Source organism: Rothia similimucilaginosa, assembly GCF_029850985.2.
GTDB lineage: Bacteria > Actinomycetota > Actinomycetes > Actinomycetales > Micrococcaceae > Rothia.
Window position 1 is genome coordinate 963431 of sequence record NZ_CM138149.1, and the last position, 18891, is coordinate 982321.

At 59.8% G+C, this 18891-nt stretch carries 15 protein-coding genes; 13 read left to right on the forward strand and 2 right to left on the reverse strand.

Annotation, left to right across the window (positions count from 1 at the left end):
* Positions 1–179 precede the first annotated feature (179 nt).
* Both QFX07_RS04000 and QFX07_RS04005 read right to left on the reverse strand, forming a co-directional pair.
* A complete protein-coding gene (locus tag QFX07_RS04000) occupies positions 180–3086 on the reverse strand; it encodes an FAD-binding and (Fe-S)-binding domain-containing protein (RefSeq protein WP_279754115.1) in 2907 nt (968 codons plus the stop codon).
* Between the two features lie 239 nt (positions 3087–3325).
* Positions 3326–4240 carry a hypothetical protein gene (locus tag QFX07_RS04005; RefSeq protein ID WP_279740053.1) on the reverse strand — a complete coding sequence of 305 codons (915 nt, stop codon included), beginning with the start codon at positions 4238–4240 and terminating at the stop codon, positions 3326–3328.
* Positions 4241–4478: 238 nt separating this feature from the next.
* Here QFX07_RS04005 and QFX07_RS04010 point away from each other — a divergent pair, with 238 nt between their 5' ends.
* The 13 genes from QFX07_RS04010 to secF all read left to right on the forward strand — a co-directional run bounded on the left by QFX07_RS04010 (position 4479) and on the right by secF (position 18704).
* Positions 4479–6089, forward strand: coding sequence for an ion channel (locus QFX07_RS04010; RefSeq protein WP_279754114.1), 1611 nt, complete (start codon positions 4479–4481; stop codon positions 6087–6089).
* A 447-nt stretch (positions 6090–6536) separates the two neighbouring features.
* Positions 6537–6668: a hypothetical protein gene (locus QFX07_RS04015; protein ID WP_279754113.1), complete on the forward strand. Its 132-nt coding sequence runs from the start codon at positions 6537–6539 to the stop codon at positions 6666–6668.
* A gap of 87 nt (positions 6669–6755) precedes the next feature.
* Positions 6756–7331: an HIT family protein gene (locus tag QFX07_RS04020; protein WP_279754112.1), complete on the forward strand. Its 576-nt coding sequence runs from the start codon at positions 6756–6758 to the stop codon at positions 7329–7331.
* 520 nt (positions 7332–7851) lie between these two features.
* Positions 7852–9048, forward strand: a complete 1197-nt coding sequence (locus QFX07_RS04025; protein ID WP_279754111.1) for a hypothetical protein — start codon at positions 7852–7854, stop codon at positions 9046–9048.
* Positions 9049–9218: 170 nt separating this feature from the next.
* Positions 9219–10502: a Mur ligase family protein gene (locus tag QFX07_RS04030; RefSeq protein WP_279754110.1), complete on the forward strand. Its 1284-nt coding sequence runs from the start codon at positions 9219–9221 to the stop codon at positions 10500–10502.
* Positions 10502–11269: a type 1 glutamine amidotransferase gene (locus tag QFX07_RS04035; RefSeq protein WP_279754109.1), complete on the forward strand. Its 768-nt coding sequence runs from the start codon at positions 10502–10504 to the stop codon at positions 11267–11269. The genes QFX07_RS04030 and QFX07_RS04035 overlap by 1 nt, the downstream gene beginning before the upstream one ends.
* Before the next feature lie 135 nt (positions 11270–11404).
* Positions 11405–12163, forward strand: a complete 759-nt coding sequence (locus QFX07_RS04040) for a YebC/PmpR family DNA-binding transcriptional regulator (protein ID WP_279754108.1) — start codon at positions 11405–11407, stop codon at positions 12161–12163.
* A gap of 222 nt (positions 12164–12385) precedes the next feature.
* The gene (gene ruvC / locus QFX07_RS04045; protein ID WP_459741336.1) at positions 12386–13075 is read left to right on the forward strand and encodes a crossover junction endodeoxyribonuclease RuvC; all 690 of its coding nucleotides are present in this window, start codon (positions 12386–12388) and stop codon (positions 13073–13075) included.
* A 217-nt stretch (positions 13076–13292) separates the two neighbouring features.
* Complete coding sequence (ruvA, locus tag QFX07_RS04050; RefSeq protein WP_005505871.1) at positions 13293–13913, forward strand: Holliday junction branch migration protein RuvA; 621 nt, start codon at positions 13293–13295, stop codon at positions 13911–13913.
* A gap of 171 nt (positions 13914–14084) precedes the next feature.
* Positions 14085–15071: a Holliday junction branch migration DNA helicase RuvB gene (ruvB, locus tag QFX07_RS04055; RefSeq protein WP_279754228.1), complete on the forward strand. Its 987-nt coding sequence runs from the start codon at positions 14085–14087 to the stop codon at positions 15069–15071.
* Between the two features lie 338 nt (positions 15072–15409).
* On the forward strand, positions 15410–15769 hold the full coding sequence (yajC, locus tag QFX07_RS04060; RefSeq protein ID WP_279754107.1) for a preprotein translocase subunit YajC: 360 nt from the start codon (positions 15410–15412) through the stop codon (positions 15767–15769).
* A gap of 107 nt (positions 15770–15876) precedes the next feature.
* On the forward strand, positions 15877–17568 hold the full coding sequence (gene secD / locus QFX07_RS04065; protein ID WP_279754106.1) for a protein translocase subunit SecD: 1692 nt from the start codon (positions 15877–15879) through the stop codon (positions 17566–17568).
* Positions 17569–17570: 2 nt separating this feature from the next.
* Entirely contained in the window at positions 17571–18704 is a 1134-nt protein-coding gene (secF, locus tag QFX07_RS04070) for a protein translocase subunit SecF (RefSeq protein ID WP_279754105.1), read from the forward strand.
* Positions 18705–18891: the final 187 nt, after the last annotated feature.

Here is an 18891-nt window from a genome sequence, read left to right on the forward strand (position 1 = left end):
ATAATAAATATATTTTGTATTAATGTTACCATGAAAAATATATTTATCTTGTATTATTTTATGGTGTATAAGAATGAAAATTGCAATGAGGGTATATATGGACCGAGGGACCCGGCGGGCTATCACATAAGATAGCCCGCCGGGTCCCTTCTTTTATGCCGCTATGCGCTCAACCCCTGTTAGCGGGTGGTGCGTTCCAGCAGCTGCAGCACGTTCTGGTAGGTGTGGCCGGTCGCCTCGGTCATACCCTGCTCGCAGGTGCGGTTTGCCGAAATGTATGCGGCGAACTGCTTCTGCTCGCTCAGCTCCGCAGCCTCCGCCTCCGTAGCGCTCGCCGTCAGCTCGGGGTGCAGCATACCGCGGTCACCCGCATAACCACAGCAACCCCAGTGCTTCGGCACGTACACGTCGTCACTCATCGCGTTCGCAATCTTCTCAAACGCAGGCTGAGTACCCAGATGCGTCATGGAGCAGGTCGGGTGCAGAGCAATCGACGGCAGGGGAGCAGACACGTTCAGCTTATCCAGCATGTTGTCCGCGGCGAACTGAACCGCATCGTACATGCGCAGACGCGAAAAGTCCGGCTCGCCCGGCTTCAGGCCGTTCACGATCTTGTGCTCAAGCGCCTTAATAACCTTCTCGCGCATCACCTCAAGACCCTCAGTACAGGACGAAGCGTCACATACGACCGGCAGGCGGCCACCATCGGTAGCCTCCCACAGGGACTTCAGCACGCGGTCGCTCATAATCGAGTAGCCGTCAGTGAAGCCCTTCGACTTCCACGGGGTGGAGCAGCACATCTCACCAATATTGTCGGGGATGCGGTACTTCACGCCGGTACGCTCGCACAGGCGGATGAACGCCTGGGTTGCGTTGACCGGGTCATGCTTGCCGTCGCCGTCCACGCCGCCGAACATGGAGTTCACGCAGGCGGGGAAGAACACAATCTCAGCGGTTGCGTCCTTGTGCGGCTTACGTGCCGGGCCACCAACCGGCAGGTCCTTCTTGTAGGAAGGAACCATGTCGTCACCCATGACCTTACGGGCAATGTTGGTGGTACCGTGTACCACGGGGAACGGCAGTTTCTTAGCCACAGTCAGGGACTTACCGGCGACCTTATCCATGATGCCCCACTGCTGTGCGGCGATCTTCCAGCCGGTAGCGGCCAGCTTGTCCTGGTTCTCAGAACGCAGGCGGCGAATCAGGTCACCGGTGTTGATGTTCACGGGGCAGCGGGTCTGGCACATGCCGTCCACAGCACAGGTCTCAATGCCGTAGTACTCGTACTCCTTACGCAGGCGCTCAGCGAGCTCGTGATCGCCGTTCGCCTCAGCGGCAGCAATCTCACGGCGCAGCACAATACGCTTACGGGGGGTCAAAGTCAGGTTGCGGGAGGGGCAGACCGGCTCACAGTAGCCGCACTCCACACAGCGGTCGACTTCTTCCTCGACGGTTTCGGCGACCTTCAGGTCGGTCACGTAGTCGGTGTCCGGCTCGGCAAGCAGAACGCCCGGGTTCATGAAGCCCTTCGGGTCAATGAGGCGCTTAATCTGGCGCATCACGTCGAAGAGTTCGTCACCGAACTGGCGGCTCACGAACGGCGCCATAATACGGCCGGTACCGTGCTCAGCCTTCAGCGAGCCGTCAGCGGCAAGAATCAGCTGAACCATTTCTTCGGTGAAGTCGCGGTAGCGGTCAAGCTGCTTCGGGTCGCGGAACTGCTCGTTCAGCATGAAGTGGATGTTACCGTCCTTCGCGTGACCGAAAATCACGGAGTCCTGGTAGCCGTGGGCGTCGAACAGCTTGGTCAGGTCGCTACAGGTGTTACCCAGAACCTCGACGGGCACGACCACGTCTTCGAGCAGTGCGTTGGTGCCGGAGCGGCGGTTACCAGCGACGGTGGTGTACAGGCCACGGCGTGCAGCCCACAGGGCGTTACGTTCGGACAGCTTGCTGGTCATCGACACGGGCGATGCCACCGGCAGGCTCTTAAACATGGGCGCTGCAGCGGCGGCAAGGTCGTTCAGCTCCTGCTCGGAGTTGCCCTGGAACTCAACCAGCAGCGCGGCGTGATCCTTCACGTCGATGGCGGCGAGCGCCTCCGCAGCCTGACCGGTACGCTGAGCCACACGAATACTGGTGGCGTCCATCAGCTCGACGGTCGCGAGCTTGTTGGCGACCAGTTCGGGTACGGAGCGTGCCGCATCGATGAGGTTGTCGAACACGAGCAGGCCGGTGGAAATGTTCTTCAGAATCGGCAGGGTGCGGTAGGTTGCCGAAGCAACAAAGCCGAGGGTACCCTCCGAACCAATCAGCAGGTGCTGCAGAATGTCCACGGGGGTCTCGAAGTCGACCAGGGAGTTCAGGCCGTAACCCATGGTGTTCTTCATGGAGTACTGCTGGCGAATCTTCGCCATGGATTCGGGGTTCTCAAGCACGCGCTTGCGCAGGCGCAGCAGGCCTTCGTGGAGTTCAGGTTCGAGGGAGCGCAGCTTCTGGTCGGCGTCCGGCTCGGCGGTGTCAATGATGGTGCCGCTGGGGAGCACGAACACCATGGAGTCCAGGGTGTTGTAGGTGTTGTACTGGGTACCCGAGGACATACCGGAGGAGTTGTTAGCGACCACGCCACCGATGGTACATGCGGACCATGATGCCGGGTCGGGGCCGAGCTTGTAGCCGTAGGGTGCCAGGTAGTTGTTGACCATCATGATGGTCGCGCCGGGCTGCACGCGCACCTTCTTGCCGTCTTCAAGGACCTCAATCTTCTTGAAGTGGCGGCGGGTGTCGACCATCAGGCCGTCGCCGCTGGACTGGCCGGAGAGGGAGGTGCCGCCGGAGCGGAAGGTCAGCGGCAGGCCGAGGTCGCCGGCTGCGCGGAAGATGTTTGCGACGTCTTCGGCGGAGTCGGGGCGGACCAGGCCGGCGGGCACGAGCAGGTAGTGGGATGCGTCGTGGGAGATTGCCAGGCGTTCGAGCTCGGAGACGCTGGATTCGACGGCTTCTGCGCGTGCATCGGAAAGTAGACGGTTGAGGGTGTCCGCGTAGGGGGACTTGAGGGCTTCAGATGTATTTGACACGACGGTCATGATCTTGCTTCCTTACTGGTGACAGGTGTGTGAATGCTGTCTTTATTCCAGTATCTTCCTTTGAACGCCGTCTTTTCCGCTTAGCTATGGCTAAGCTTGGCGACTACTTGTCACCATAAGGGGAGTGGGTTATACACCGTGCTGATGCGTAGCTTTGCCGCGTGTTTGCTGGTTTTCCGGGGGAGTAAGCGCGGGCTTGCGGAGGCGCACCCACCACACTCTGAACGCTGCGGCTGCTGTTAGGCGCGACCGCCGAGCGCCGTAACATTCCAGCTAGCAGCACTATCAGAAGTCACCACACCACAAAACAGGGGAGAACCCGCCGAAGCACGCACCCCCAAATCCTCCACAAACACGCGACCACCCGCAGGCACACTACGCTCCTTACGATCCACACCCGCACAATACACCGTCATCTTCGCACCCGAACGGTTCTCCACAGCCACCGAACCGCCGCTCGCACCCGTATCGTGCACAAAACCGCGGCTGCCCTGCATCTGAATCTCACCAACCTCCGCGCCCTGACTCGTCAATGGCACACCATCAGGCGCAGTGAACTTGCCCGAAGCATCCACGCCCGCCGCACGAACCGATACCATCCACTGCGCGTCATCAGTCAGCTGCGAGGTCGAAGCCGTCACACGCGCCGAACTATACGGCACACTCACCGCACCGGCAGACTTAGCGGAACCAGAAGGACCGGTACTAGAAGGACTCGGCGCCGTCGCGCTCGCCGTATTACGAACCCACACGCCCGCACCCTCACCCGAACCGCCAGCAATCACCTCAACCGTGGTACCCGAACCGTCCGCGACCGAAACCTTCATAGTGCCCTCAGGCTCACCGCGACGCTCAAACTCCACATACGAATAAGTAGCGGGAGCCGCGGGGCCCTCAAAGACCGCCTCCTCAACCGCGCCGCGGCCCGTAAACAGGCGGAAACCCTCAGAATCCTGAATCACCGGCGCCGTTGCGTGGCTCGCCGCCGTCGGCTCAGACGAAGCCTCCGCAGAAGCAGAAGGGGAGGAATTCAAGGTGGCGCACCCACCCAGGGCGACGGCGAGCGCACCTGACAGGCAGAGGCTCGCGCCCAGCTGGCGGAAACCTGACTGGCGGAAGAACAGGGTCTGGAAAGCGGCGGTGTGTGAAGGCATGAAGCACTCCGATGTGCGGGTCGGCAACGCAACGGGACCGCAACGCAACGGGGCAGCAACACTGCGAGGCAGTAACATTGCGGGGCGGCGCAACCGACGTGATGGATACACCACATATTGTGTCAGGTTAAATGCTCACCGTGCAAAGACCACAGCACGGCGTAAAGACCGCCAGACGAAGACCACAGTGCAACGAAATAGAAACGCAAACGCAACGGCGTGGAGTATCATTCACACTATGGATAAGGCAGAACAGAACCAGACAGACAACACGGTAAAGAACGGCACAGCACCCAATACCTCGGGGAATACCTCGGGCAATATTCCGGGGAACAGCCCGGTGGGTGCGTCTGCGCGCCCTGAAACTGTTGCATCTGAAACTACCGCATCTGAAGCCGCCGCTGAGAATACCACGAAGGCTGGTTATACCCAGTCGGCACCGGCAGAATCCAGTGCCGCCAAAACTAGTGCTGCAGCAAGTAGCCCCGCAGAGGCTACCGCCCCCGGCATGGAGGCAGTACAGGTTGATGCCGTGCAGATTGATAGCGCCCGCCTGGACAGCACCCACTCCGTCTACTCCACCGACCTGGACCCCGACGACGACTACGAAGAGGTCGTCGAAGAATACGCCACCACCGACGCGCCGGACGGTACGCACCGCGAGGAGCGTCGCATCACCCGCACCACGCATCACCCGCACGGCAAGGGCGACCAGAAAGCGGGCACCCAGGGTAACCCCGATGGTGACGCCGAGATTATTGATGTAGGCGAACCTGAAACGCACACCACGACCATTCGCACGGTCACCCGCACCGTCACGGACCCGCCGCGTCGCACTCCGCGAACCCGCCTCTTCCGCACGCTCAGCAAGTACCGCGGCGAGAAGAACCTGGCCGCGTGGGAAGACCGCTCCTCCACGCCCATGTTCGTGGCGTCCGTGCTGTACCTGCTCGCGTTCGCCGCGCCCATCATGAGCACACGCATTCAGGAGCCGTACGACGGGTACCTCAACATCATTCAGATGATTCTGTGGGGCCTCTTCGCCGCCGACTACTGCGTGCGCCTGTACCTGGCGCCGCGGCGACTCTACTTCATCACGCACAACCTGATGAACCTGGCCATCGTGCTGCTGCCCGCGTGGCGTATTGTCAGCTTCCTCGCCATGATGCACCTGACCACCAACCGCCAATATAAGAGGCTCTCCGAACTGGGGATGAAGCTCTTCGGCTACACCGCGATCTTCATCATCATGTTTGCCCTGTCGATCTATTCGGTGGAGTCCTCCGAGCCGGGCGCGATGATTCGTGACCTGCCCACCGCCTACTGGTGGATGTTCACGACCCTCGCCACGGTCGGCTACGGAGACGTTTACCCGGTCACCGGTATCGGCAGGGTCATCGCCGTGATCGTCATGCTGTACGGCGGGGGCTTGGTCGCGGTTGCTACCGGTGCGCTCGCGAGCTGGATTATCGAAAAGTTTGGTGGCAGGGAGGAGCAGGAGTACCCCGCAACCAAGGCTGACGTGGACGATCTTCGCCAGGAGATTTCTGAGTTGCGTGCCCTGCTGGCTCGTGAGTATGCGCGCCGTGAAGCCCACGACTACACGTTGCGTGAGGTTGTGGATGAGGACGGCGTGCACCCGATCCCTCCGGAGGCGGCACGCCGCGCCGGTTTTAGTGCCGCCGATTTTACCGCCGTGGGTGCTGCTCCAGATGATGCTGAACCCGCCAATCCCTCGACCTCTCATGAGGTTGCGGTGTGTGAGCAGGAGCCGGTCGCCCTGCTGGAGGAGACTCGCCAGACGCTCACGATTATTCGTGAGAAGTTCGCGTTGCGCTCTCACAAATAGTTGTTGAGTTCTGCTGTTATCTGTAGCGAAATCGTGGGTTTTGCCTGTGGTGTGGTGGAAATCCGCGGTAGAAATTCGGAAAGCCTTCGCCAGATGTCATGTTGTGGCTTGTCGGAGCAAAATGAGCCCGCGCAGAGGGCACATTGGGGTTCTTGTGTGAATAAACCACTTAACTTAAGGTCTAATGTAACCAAACGATCTTTTAAAAAATAACCGTCACTAATGAAACTCCTAGCCAGAGCATATAAACTAGCTATGTGCCGATGACCGAGCACCCTGTAGCCCAAATACGCTACGGGGTGTTGTCGTATCCCCACCTCACTCACGGGCAGGAGGCACCACTCAACTCACAAACTCACTCAAACACATACTCTGTTAGGACACTTTTCTGGCACCTAAGTCCACTCTGAGTGCGCTCGTAATACTCGGCGCGCTCACCCTCACCGCGTGCGCATCCGCACGAATAACGCCTCCGACCAGGAAGCCAAGGAATTCATCCTAGAAGACGGCGTGCTGTTTTTCCCCATGACCTTTGAGGGTGCCACCCGTATCATTCGCCTGGAAAAGCTTCACGGCTAGGCGCGCTGCCGGGGGAGTTATCTCATATCTGGCACGCATGACGGACCGGGCATTCCCGTTGCTGCGTGCGGGCTATAGAATGGGACTATGAGCGAGAACACGACCCCCGAGCACAGCACCGCAGCCTCGGTGCAGGATTCCTTCGAGCTACCCGGCGCACCGGACCAGTTCCAGCGCCTGTGGACCCCTCACCGCACCGCCTACGTGAGTGGCGGCCAGAAGGACTACACCGAGAAGACCTGCCCCTTCTGCACTGCGCCCAGCCGCAGTGACGAGGAGTCGCTGATTGTGCACCGTGGCGAGCACGCTTTTGTGATTCTCAATCTCTACCCGTACAACCCCGGGCACCTGCTCATCTGCCCGTACCGCCACATCCCGTTCTACGATGATGCGACCGAGGCGGAAACTATTGAGATTGCGCAGCTGACCCAGCTCGCCATGAAGGTTCTACGTGAGGTGTCGCATAATGACGGCTTCAATATCGGCATGAATCAGGGTAAGGTGGGCGGCGCGGGCATTGCTGATCACCTGCATCAGCATATTCTGCCGCGCTGGAGTGGGGATACGAATTTCCTGCCGATTATCGCTCACACCAAGACTATGTCCCGCACGCTGGACGATATGCGCTCTGCGATTGCGGAGGGGTTTGCCCGCCTCAGCTAGATGGTGTGGCTCATCCGTCAGATAGTCCGGCGACCCGGTTGGCAGGCTTGGTGAGTTTGCGAATCTGCACTAATTGCTTCAATTTGCAAACCAGTGCAGAAAAAATTTGCTTCATAAATGCGTAGATTAGGCGTTTAACGCTCATTTGAATGATGTTACGTCTGCTATGTATGGCAAAGTTTTAAATGCAGCGACGCTGCGGGGAAGCTTCCGGCTTCCAGAAACACCGCATAGCTCACCGAAAAATAGCGGTCACCGATCGCTTTCGGACTTGGCAGGGTAAGCGCCCTGCCTCAACCACAGAGGTCAGCGCCTCAGCTGAGAACCCACCCCGTCGTGCGTGAACGCACGGCAACACTGCGAGGGTGCGGATCAGCGTGAAGGACGCTGGCCTCTTTCAACATTCCGAGGATATGCGCCTGTACTGAACGCATGAGGATGCGTCACCGAAGGTGCGATACCCGGATGCACCGCCCCCACCCCGTGAGAGAACTAGCCAGACCCGCTAGAGTGGAATGCTATGGACTACCCCAACCTGCTTGAGACTGCTTTCGACGAGTTTTCTGCTGCGCCCGCCGCCGGTGATTCTGTAGGCGCGCCGCAGCTGCTCATCTGGAGGCAGATCCGCTGGTCCAACCGCCGCCCGCTCATTGAGGTGGAACCGGTCGTGCCCGGCGGGGGTGCTGAAGGAGCTCATAACCGGGCATCTCAAGCGGCAGGGGTGCCCTATATGACGGGGGAGAGCGCCCCTAGCCAGGAAAGCAGTCCCGCGCAGCGTGGCGTTCCGAGCGGGGTTCGCATCCAGATTCCGTTGACTCCCGGCGCCTATCTGGGGTTGCGTATTCCGCGCGATAGCGAGGGGGAACTCTACCGTTACTGCGCCGGCTACACCACCGGCACGAGCAATGACGCCGCCCCCGAATCCGCGGGAATCCGCCGCGTACCCTGCCCCGAGGGCACCCGCATCCAGAGTGGCCAGCAGTGCCCGCGCTGCACCGCCCGCGACGAATTTACCGCCCTGCACCGCGCGCACCTGTACCCCGGAACGCTCACCGAATCCATGCGCGCCTATGCCAGGCTGGAGCATCGCCTCTACATCGCGACCTTCCCCGACGGCACGCACAAGGTCGGCACGAGCTCCCTGCATTCGACCCCGCGCCGCCTGGATGAGCAGGCGGTCGCCACCGCCACCTACATTGCGCTCGCACCCGATGGGCTTGCCATTCGCCGCGCCGAAGACGCCGTGACCGCCCTCGCGAAGATTCCGCAGGTCAAGCAGGTGGCGAGCAAGTACCGCGCCTGGACGAACCCGCTGCCCGGCGCGCAGCTTCGCACTGCCCATCAGGAGGCGGTCGCCCGCGCCCGCGAAGCGCTCGCCGAACTGGCGCACACCGACCCGGAGGTGCCGCTCACCGCCCTGGATGAGCCGTGGATTCCATCGCTCGCCATGAACCGCCCGTACGCGGCTCTGCGGGCGCAATCGCCCGAACCGCTGGCGCCCTGTGATTCCGGTTTGGGTGATCCTGGCCTGGGTGGTTCCGGAACTGAGAGCGGGTCGGCTGGTTTCTTCTGCACGGGCGCGGCGGGTCAGTTTTTGAGCGCCCACACCGGCGATGCTGACGCGGCGTTCCTGGTGAATACTGCCGCGTGGCGGAATGTGCTGGTGGAGCCGGCACAGGAGTTCACGCGGGTGAGGGTGCAGGGTTCTCTGTTCTAAAAGGGCTCGCTCTTCTAATACCCCCGGTGCGCCGCCCTAGCCGGAGCCCCGCACCAAACCCCCTGAACCAAAACCCCGCACCCCCGCACCAAAATCCCCGCACCCCGCCCCGTCCGGCATGAGCGAACGAGCCCGGCGGACCATTCAGCCGCTGGCGTGCGTGTACTAAAATGGTAAGCATGTCCAAACCCCTCATTCGTCTTCTCGGCCAGGGCGTACGCGCCGCGACTAAGCTTCGCGGCGGCGGCTCCGCCTTCCCCGGCCTTGTCATGGAAAAATTGCACCCCGACTTCGTCGCTGAAGAGCTCGCGAAGCTGCCCTACGGCGTCGTTGTTGTCTCCGGCACGAACGGTAAGACCACCACCACGAAGATGGCTGTGCAGCTGCTTGAAGCTCAGGGTCTGAAGGTTTTCACTAACCGTACCGGTTCGAACTTTGTGCGCGGTGTCGCTGCGGCACTGCTGGGCGAGATGACCCTCGGCGGCAAGCTTGACGCTGATATCGCTGTGCTTGAGCTGGATGAGGCGCACGCCGTGCACTTCGTGAAGGCCGTCAAGCCCGACTACGCCCTGCTGCTGAACGTTCTGCGTGACCAGCTGGACCGCTTCGGTGAGATTGACACGACCCGCCGCATGCTGGCGACCGTCGCCTCCGCAACGACCGGTACCGTGGTGCTCAACCGTGAGGACCCGCGTATCCGCTCCCTCGCTGAGAACGTGCAGCCGGGCGTGACCGTCAAGTATTACGGCCTGGATGAGTCCCTGCGCTCGTACTTCCCCTCGGACGATGAGATGCGCGGCGGCACCGTCGCGAAGGCAACCCTGCCCGAGGCAGACGTCACCCTGACCGCGTTCTCCGGCACCTCCGCAACCTTCGACCTGGCGGGTGTGGAGCGAGTCGGCGAGATCAACCTCTACGGCATTTACAACATCTTCAACGCGGCTGGCGCTATGGCTCTGACCCGCGCCGTCATGGGTGAGAAGCTCAACGAAGATAAGCTCATTGCGGAGCTGACGAAGATTACCCCCGCCTTCGGTCGCGGTGAGACCCTGAACGTGAACGGCCGCCCGCTGCAGCTGCTGCTGGTGAAGAACCCGAGCGGTTTCCGCCTGTCCCTGGCGAGCGCGAACGCTGACGACTACGCCACCATGATCACGATTAACGATCAGTACGCTGACGGTCGTGACGTGTCCTGGCTGTGGGATGTTGACTTCGACAGCTTGAAGAAGACCGGCGTGCAGATGGTTTCGGGTGTGCGTGCCTGGGATATGGCGCTGCGCTTGGAGCATGACGGCGTGAAGGTTGACGAGGTCAACGAGAACCTCGCCGATGCGCTCAAGGGCTTCATTGCCTCCAGCGGTAACGCGCCCATGCGTATTTTCTGCACCTACACCGCAATGCTGGCTCTGCGTGAAGAGCTCGCAAAGATCACTGACGTTGAGAGGGTTTCCTAATGACGGCAACTCACACTTTTGAGGGCACCCCCGCCTCCGGCCCCAATAACGGTAAGACTCTGCGTATTCTGCAGCTGTACCCGCTCGACATGAACATTTACGGCGATTGGGGCAACACCCTGGCGCTGGCGCGTCGCGCGCAGGCACACGGCTTTGACGTGCAGATTTTGGACCACAACCCAGGTCAACCCTTCCCGAAAGATGTTGACATTATTCTGGGTGGCGGCGGTCAGGACTCCGGCCAGTCCGTGATTCAGGATGACCTGCACGCGAACGGTGACACGCTGCGCTCGCTGGCTGAGGACGGCGTGCCGATGCTCGTCATTTGTGGCCTGTACCAGCTGTTCGGCAAGGAATTCCGCACCCGTGAGGGTCAGGTGCTGAAGGGCATCGGCATTTTTGATGCGCACACGGTCGGTGGTGATGACCGCCTAATCGGCAATATTGTTGAGGAGTCTGAGGAGTTCGGCACCGTGATTGGTTTTGAGAACCACTCGGGCCTGACCTACCTGGGTGCTGGCTGCACCCCGCTGGCTACCGTCACCAAGGGCGAGGGCAACAACGTGACTGACACTTATGAGGGTGCGCGCGCGCATAACGTGATTGGTACCTATCTGCACGGTTCGCTGCTGCCGAAGAACCCGAAGATTTCGGACTACCTGATTGAGCAGGCGGCTAAGCGTAAGTTTGGCGAGTTCACGCCGAACACTATTGACGACTCGCTGGTGGAGAAGGCGCGCGCTTCGGCTGCGTCTCGCCCCCGCTAGCACCCTATTCCGGGCGGTGGCGTGCATTTTCTGAGGTGGTGTGCGCCTCCGCTACGGTATAGTTATGTGAGTACAGTACGGTGCGTGGGACGTTTCGCCGTGCCCGCACGGAGGTTTTGACTAAGGGAGATACGAATGTCCGGTCACTCTAAATGGGCGACTACTAAGCACAAGAAGGCCGCTATTGACGCTAAGCGTGCGAAGGCCTTCGCGAAGTTCATTAAGGCAATTGAAGTTGCAGCACGTATGGGCGGTGCTGATATTGCTGGTAACCCCGCTCTTGACCTGGCTGTGTCGAAGGCGAAGAAGAACTCCGTTCCTAACGACAACATTGACCGCGCAATCAAGCGTGGCGCTGGCCTGACCGGTGAGACCATTGACTACACCGAAATCATGTACGAAGCACGCGGCCCGCAGGGTACCGCTCTGTACATTGAGTGTCTGACTGATAACCGTAACCGTGCAGCGTCTGAGGTTCGCCTGGCTGTGACCCGTAACGGCGGTACCATGGCTGACCAGGGTTCGGTTGCGTTCCTCTTCGAGCGTAAGGGCGTTGCTGAGGTCACCAAGACTGACGGCCTGACCGAGGATGACGTTCTGATGGCTGTTCTGGATGCAGGCGCTGAAGAGGTTCTGGACGAGGGCGACGTGTTCACCGTTGTTTCCGCAGCAACCGACCTGCCCGAGATCCGTAAGGCGCTGGACGAGGCTGAGCTCGAGTATAACAATGACGACCCGGTCTTCCGCCCGACTATGCAGGTTGACCTGGACGCTGAGGGTGCTAAGAAGTTCATGAAGCTGGCAGACGCTATTGAAGAGCTTGACGACGTTCAGAACGTCTACTCTAACGCTAATGTTTCTGCTGAGGTTATGGCAGAGCTGGAAGCTGAGTAATCCCTCGGATTCTGATATCTGACGTTTGAAGAAGCCGCTCCTTTAATCGAGCCGCCGTAGGGTGGCTGGTTGGGGGAGTGGCTTCTTAGCGTCTTGGGGATGGCACGAGTAGTGGCCGTACTCGTGGTGACCGTTCTCGTGGCGTGCCCTGGTGCCGGGTGCTAGGATTCTGAAGGGCTAGAATCTAGAGATTCTAGAGGGAGTTTGTCGAAAGGGGAGATGATGTCTGCCGCTCAACCTGCCGCACGCGATAGCATGCGTGAGAATCATACCGCCACCGCTGTGGAGCGTGTTTCGGGTGCGACCCGCATTATGGGCGTTGATCCTGGTCTGACCCGCTGTGGCTTCTCCATGCTTGATATGACTGCTAATCGTAAGGCGCACTTCGTGAACGTGGGTGTTGCTGGCACGATCCCGGCGGAGTCCCTGGACCAGCGTATTTTCTGGATTTTCAACGCCGCCTCCCACTGGCTCGACACCTACAAGCCGGACGCCCTCGCCATTGAGCGTGTCTTCGCCCAGGAACAGGTGAACACGGTGATTGGTACGGCGCATGCTTCGGGTGCGGTGATTTCTGCGGCTGCAATGCGCGGCGTGCCGGTGTTCTTCCATACCCCTTCGGAGGTGAAGGCGGCCGTGACCGGTAGCGGCCGTGCCGATAAGGCATCGGTGGGCCGCATGGTGACCCGTATTTTGGGTTTGGATTCCATGCCGAAACCCGCCGATGCTGCCGATGCTCTGGCGATTGCGATTTGTCACGGTTGGCGTGGCGGCGGCATCGGTTCGGGTATTAACATGTCTGCTCAGACGCAGACTCACCAGGGTTCACGCCCTGTTCAGGCTCGTCGTGGCGGGTCGTTGACTCCGGCGCAGCGTGCCTGGATGGAGGCGGAGACGCGCGCTCGCCGCTAGAGGTGCCTTTGTGGGCTTTTGTACCCCTCGCACTGGCTCGCGTATATTCGCTAAGAAGTTCGAATATATGCTTGATTTCAGAAGAAATATTCTAATATACTTGTAGTGTCTCCCCGTTGAATTGGGGGAGCGCGTTCTGTGGGTGCCGGAGTTCCCGGTGCCCTCACACTGCCGCGAGCCTCCATCTGTGGGCGCGGTGTTGAAAGGTGGAGAGAAAATGATTGCATCCCTGACCGGTCGTGTGGCTCAGGTGGGCCTTGATCATGCGGTGATTAACGTGAACGGTTTCGGCATGCTCGTGTACGCGACTGCGCGTACTCTCTCCAAGCTGCGCACCGGTGAGGAAGCTACCGTGCTGACCACCATGATTGTGCGTGAAGAGTCGATGACTCTCTATGGTTTTTCGGAGCCTGCCGAGCGTGAAGTGTTCGATATGATGCTTTCGGTGTCCGGTATTGGTCCTCGTATTGCCCTGGCGGTGTTGAGCGTTCACACTGCCGCAGAGGTGGAGCGCGCCGTGGCGACCGGTGACGATAAGGCGTTCACGAAGGTTCCCGGTATTGGTCCGAAGGGTGCCCGCCGTATTGTGCTGGAGCTTGCTGGCAAGCTGATTCTCAGTGATGGCCAGACCGATGAGCTGCCGCTGAGTCAGGGCATCGTCTGGAAGCCGCAGGTGCTTGACGCTCTCACCTCCCTGGGCTGGAGTGAGAAGGACGCTTCCGCCGCTATTGACGCTTACGTGCAGCACAACCCTGCCGCAGAGACTGAGCCGGTGGGTGTGGCTCTGCGCGGTGTGCTCGCCTCTTTGGGTACTCAGAACACGGTGGGTCGCCACTAAGCGGCGCGCCCTGTTCGACGTATCCCACTCAAACTTTTGTGAAAGAAGAATTCTATGAGCCAGAATCCCTATGAGCCGCAGCCCGCGGCGTCCCTGGTTTCCGGCGGGTATTTTCCCGGTCAGGTGCCCGGCACTCAGGCATCTTCAGCCCCCGCCCAGCGCCTGGTGGCGATGGAAGAAGAGCCTGAAGAGAAGATGATTGAGGCAGCACTGCGCCCTAAGTCCCTGGACGACTTTGTGGGTCAGCGTCGTGTGCGTCAGCAGCTGTCTCTGGTGCTGGAGGCTTCAAAGATGCGTGGCCGTAGCGCCGATCATGTGTTGCTGTCGGGCCCTCCCGGTCTGGGTAAGACCACTCTCGCGATGATTATTGCGGCAGAGATGGAGGCGCCGCTGCGCATCACCTCCGGCCCGGCGATTCAGTATTCGGGTGATTTGGCGGCGATTCTGTCTTCGCTGACTCCCGGTGAGGTGCTGTTCCTGGATGAGATTCACCGTATGAGCCGCCCGGCTGAGGAAATGCTGTACATGGCGATGGAAGATTTCCGCGTGGACATTGTGGTCGGTAAGGGTGCGGGTGCGACTTCCATTCCGCTGGAGCTGCCGCAGTTCACTCTCGTGGGTGCGACGACCCGTGCAGGTTTGCTGCCCGGCCCTTTGCGTGACCGTTTTGGTTTTACCGGTCACCTGGAGTTCTACTCGGTGGAGGAGCTTGAGCTGGTACTTCGCCGTAGCGCGGGTCTGATGGACATGCAGATCACCTCCGAGGGCTTCACCGAGATTGCTGGTCGTTCCCGCGGCACGCCGCGTATTGCGAACCGTCTGCTGCGCCGTGTGCGTGACTGGGCGCTGGTGAACGGCGTGGATCGTATTAACGCGCATGATGCCGCAACCGCGCTGGACATGTACGAGGTGGATTCACGCGGCCTGGACCGCCTGGACCGTGCCGTGCTGGAGGCGCTGATTCACAAGTTCGGCGGCGGCCCGGTAGGTCTGTCTACCCTCGCTATTGCGGTGGGTGAGGAGACTGAGACCGTGGAGACGGTTGCCGAGCCGTACCTGGTGCGTGAGGGCCTGATTGGTCGCACCCCGCGCGGTCGTGTGGCTCTGCCCGCGGCGTGGGAGCACCTCGGCTTGGAAGCACCCGAAATTCAGCTCTAGTCCCGCATCAACTGATAAAACAGCAGTAGCCCGTGGGAGGTATCAGCCTCCTGCGGGCTTTTCTGTGTGCGCTCCTTGTATTTTTCGGCAACGTATCTTTCTGCAACTCTTCTGCAGGCGCTTTTGGGTTCCATCGGGCTCTGCCGGGCTTCTTCTGGGGACAGAAATTACGCCGAGAGAGTCCAAAACTCAGGTTAACCTCACAAAAATGCTGGTTCGGGGCGCTAAAGCTCATGCTCTCGCGTAGGATGGATACGTACTGTATCTACGATTCCACACCTTCTGGTAGGCTCAACCCTCGCGGTGAGCGGCACGGGTGCGGATGTGAAAGTGAGACCATGGATTTTAACCTCCTGATTATGATTGCCATGATGGCGCTGCTGGCATGGATGATGTTCTCCGCCCAGAAGCGTCAGCGTAAGCAGGTGGAGGAACTGCGCGCAATGCAGCAGTCTCTCGTCCCCGGCACCCAGGTGATGACTGGTTCCGGCATCTACGGCACCGTTGTCAGCACTGATTTTGAGAACAATAAGTTGCAGCTTCAGATTGCGGACGGTGTTGTTATTACTCTGGCACTGAACGCGATTATGGCCGTCGTTGAGGAGGAGGCCCCCGCAGCACCCCTGACTGAGGACGTGTACGAGGCTACCGCATCCGAAGCTCCCGCTTCCGATACCTCTTCTGATACTGCTAAGTAGTTCAGAGCGTATGAGCCCGGCGCCCCCATCAGCGGCGTCGGGTTTTCGCGTTACGGAATCTGTAGAACACCAAATCTACACACGAAAATATTCATAGAAGGAACATTATGGCTAAGCGTTCACCGCTTGCAGCCGCGCGAGGGGCGCTCCTCTCGATGGTCCTGCTCATGGTTGTTATGGCTGCCGGTATTTTCGGCACCACCTACTCGGGAGGTTCTTGGGCACCGAAGCTCGCCCTGGACCTTTCGGGTGGTACTCAGATGATTCTTTCTCCGAAGGTCAATGGCTCTTCGGATGAGAACGTCTCCCAGGAGCAGTTGAATCAGGCGGTTGAGATTATTCGTCAGCGCGTTGATGGTGCTGGCGTTTCGGAGGCGGAAGTCACCACCTCCTTCGGCTCGGGTAATAACGTGGTTGTTTCGGTTCCCGGAACGATGAACGCTGAGACTCGTCAGCTGATTCAGGCGTCTGCAAATATGACGTTCCGCCCGGTGCTGCTTTCTGGCGCCGGTACTGCGGTAGCTGAGAATGCCCGCACTGCGGACGATAAGCTGCCCAAGCCCTCCGCGGAACCGACTAATGGTTCGGACCGCAACTGGATTACGGCGGACCTGTACAAGCAGTACGAGGCGAAGGACTGCACCGCGGCACGCAATGAGGACGCCGATAGTGCGGACCCGACTAAGCCGATGGTGGCGTGCTCCACTGACGGTCAGGAGAAGTATATTCTGGGTCCTGTGGAGCTGAATGGTAGTGATATTTCTACCGCAAGCCACTCGCAGGAGACGAGCGGCCAGGGCGTGACCACGGGCCGTTGGGCTGTGAACATTCAGTTCAACGATGAGGCCCGTGAGAAGTTCCAGAACATTACTTCTCGTCTGAACGCGATTCGTGCACAGAACGCTTCGGATCCTCGTGCCCGCTTCGCAATTCTGCTGGACGGCAAGGTGCTGTCTTCCCCGGTGTCGCAGGCTGTGATTTCTGATGGTAAGCCGCAGATTACCGGTCACTTCACCGAGCAGGAGGCGAAGGCTCTTGCCGATCAGCTGAAGTACGGTGCCCTGCCGATTAGCTTCACGATCCAGTCGGAGCAGCAGATTTCTGCAACCTTGGGTTCGGAGCAGCTGCGTGTGGGTCTGCTGACCGGTCTGATTGGCCTGCTGCTGGTGTTTGTGTACTCACTGTTCCAGTACCGTCTGCTGGGTTTTGTCACGATGATGTCGCTGGTTGTGGCTGGCATTATTTCGTATGAGGCGATTGCTCTGCTGGGTTGGGCGTTGAACTACCGCCTGTCCCTGGCTGGTGTGGCGGGTCTGATTGTGGCGATTGGTGCTACAGCTGACTCGTTTATCGTCTACTTTGAGCGTATCCGTGATGAGATCCGTGCGGGCCGCACGATCCCGTCGGCGGTGAACCACGGTTGGCAGCGTGCATCCCGCACTATTCTGGCGTCGAAGGCTGTGAACCTGCTGGCTGCTGTGGTGCTGTACGTGGTGTCCGTCGGTTCGGTGAAGGGCTTCGCGTTCACCCTTGGTTTGACTGCGATTGCTGACCTTGTGGTCGTGTACCTGTTCACCCACCCGATGCTGACTCTGCTGGCGAATACCCGCTACTTCGGTGAGGGTCACCGCCACTCAGGCTTGTCGCCTGAGTCGCTGGGAGCTACGCCGCTGTACCGTGGTGCCGGTCGCCTCCGCAGCCCGGGGGAGAAGCAGCTGAGCATTGCTGAGCGTCGCCGTGCAGAGCGTGCTGCCGCTGAGTCTGAGGAGTCTGCTTCTGATGAGAAGAAGGAGAGCTAAGCATGGCTACCGATGTGAAACCTAATGCTTTTGCCCGCTTCGGTAATGACCTGCATTCGGGTGCCCGCTCGTACCCCTTCGTGGGTAAGCGCCGCCTGTGGTTGCTGCTTGCGGCTGTGCTGATGGCGGTTTCGGTTCTGATTCCGGCTGTTGGTGGCGGCTTCAACTTGGGTATTGATTTCCGTGGCGGTTCGGAGTTCGTGGTCTCGAAGACCGCGCACGTTGATACTGCTACGGGTGAGCGCATTATTCACGAGAAGGCGAAGGATGCTTCGGATGTTCGCGTGACCAATATTGCGCCGGGTACGATTCGTGCCCAGATGAGCAAGCTCAGCGATGATGAGACTCTGCAGGTGAAGGCCGCTTTGCAGGAGGGTTACGGCGTCTCTGAGAATGACGTGACCTCTTCATTTGTGGGCCCGACCTGGGGTGCGGATGTGACCCGTCAGGCGTTCTGGGGTCTGGTCGCGTTTGTGGTGCTTGCGCTGATTGGTATGGCGTTCTACTTCCGTACCTGGAAGATGTCGCTGGCGTCTATTGCGGGCCTGTTCTTCACCGTGGTGGTGACGGTTGGTCTGTACGCCGCGTTCGGCTTCGAGATCACTCCGAGTGCGATTATTGGTTTCTTGACGATTCTGAGCTACTCGCTGTACGACTCGGTGGTGGTGTTCGATAAGATCCGTGAGAACACCGAGGATGTGCTGGAACGCCGTGACACGACCTTTGCCGAGCAGATTAACCTGGCGGTGAACCAGACTCTGGTCCGTTCGATTAACACCGCTATTGTGGGTGTTCTGCCGGTGGGCGCGATCTTGTTCATTGGTGCGTTCATCCTGGGTGCGGGTACTCTGCAGGACCTGTCCCTGTCGCTGTTTGTGGGTATTCTGGTGGGCATGTTCGGTACGCTGTTCGTGTCTGCGCCGCTGTATGCTTCGCTGCGTTTGGGTGAGGATCAGATTCGTGAGCACACCGCGAAGGTGGAGAGCGGCAGCTTCAAGGACGCTGAGGATGCTGACGAGGCTGAGAAGGCTCAGAAGTCCGAGGATTCCGCAGAGGTCAAGAAAGCAACCGAGAAGCCCGCTAAGAAGCCAGCACGCGCAACCATTGAGATTCACCGCGTGAACCTGAACGGTTAGCCAACGTTCCGCCAGCACCACTGGCATCGCTAACGATAGGGGAGTCGATACCGAGAGGTGTCGGCTCCCCTTTAGCGTGCCCGCGGTTTTATATCCGCTGGTCTGTTCCCCCATGGCTTGTTCTAGCAGTGGCGTGGGGTAGCAGAGCCGGGGGAGTGGCGCCTCCTTGTTCCCCGCTGAACCTCAT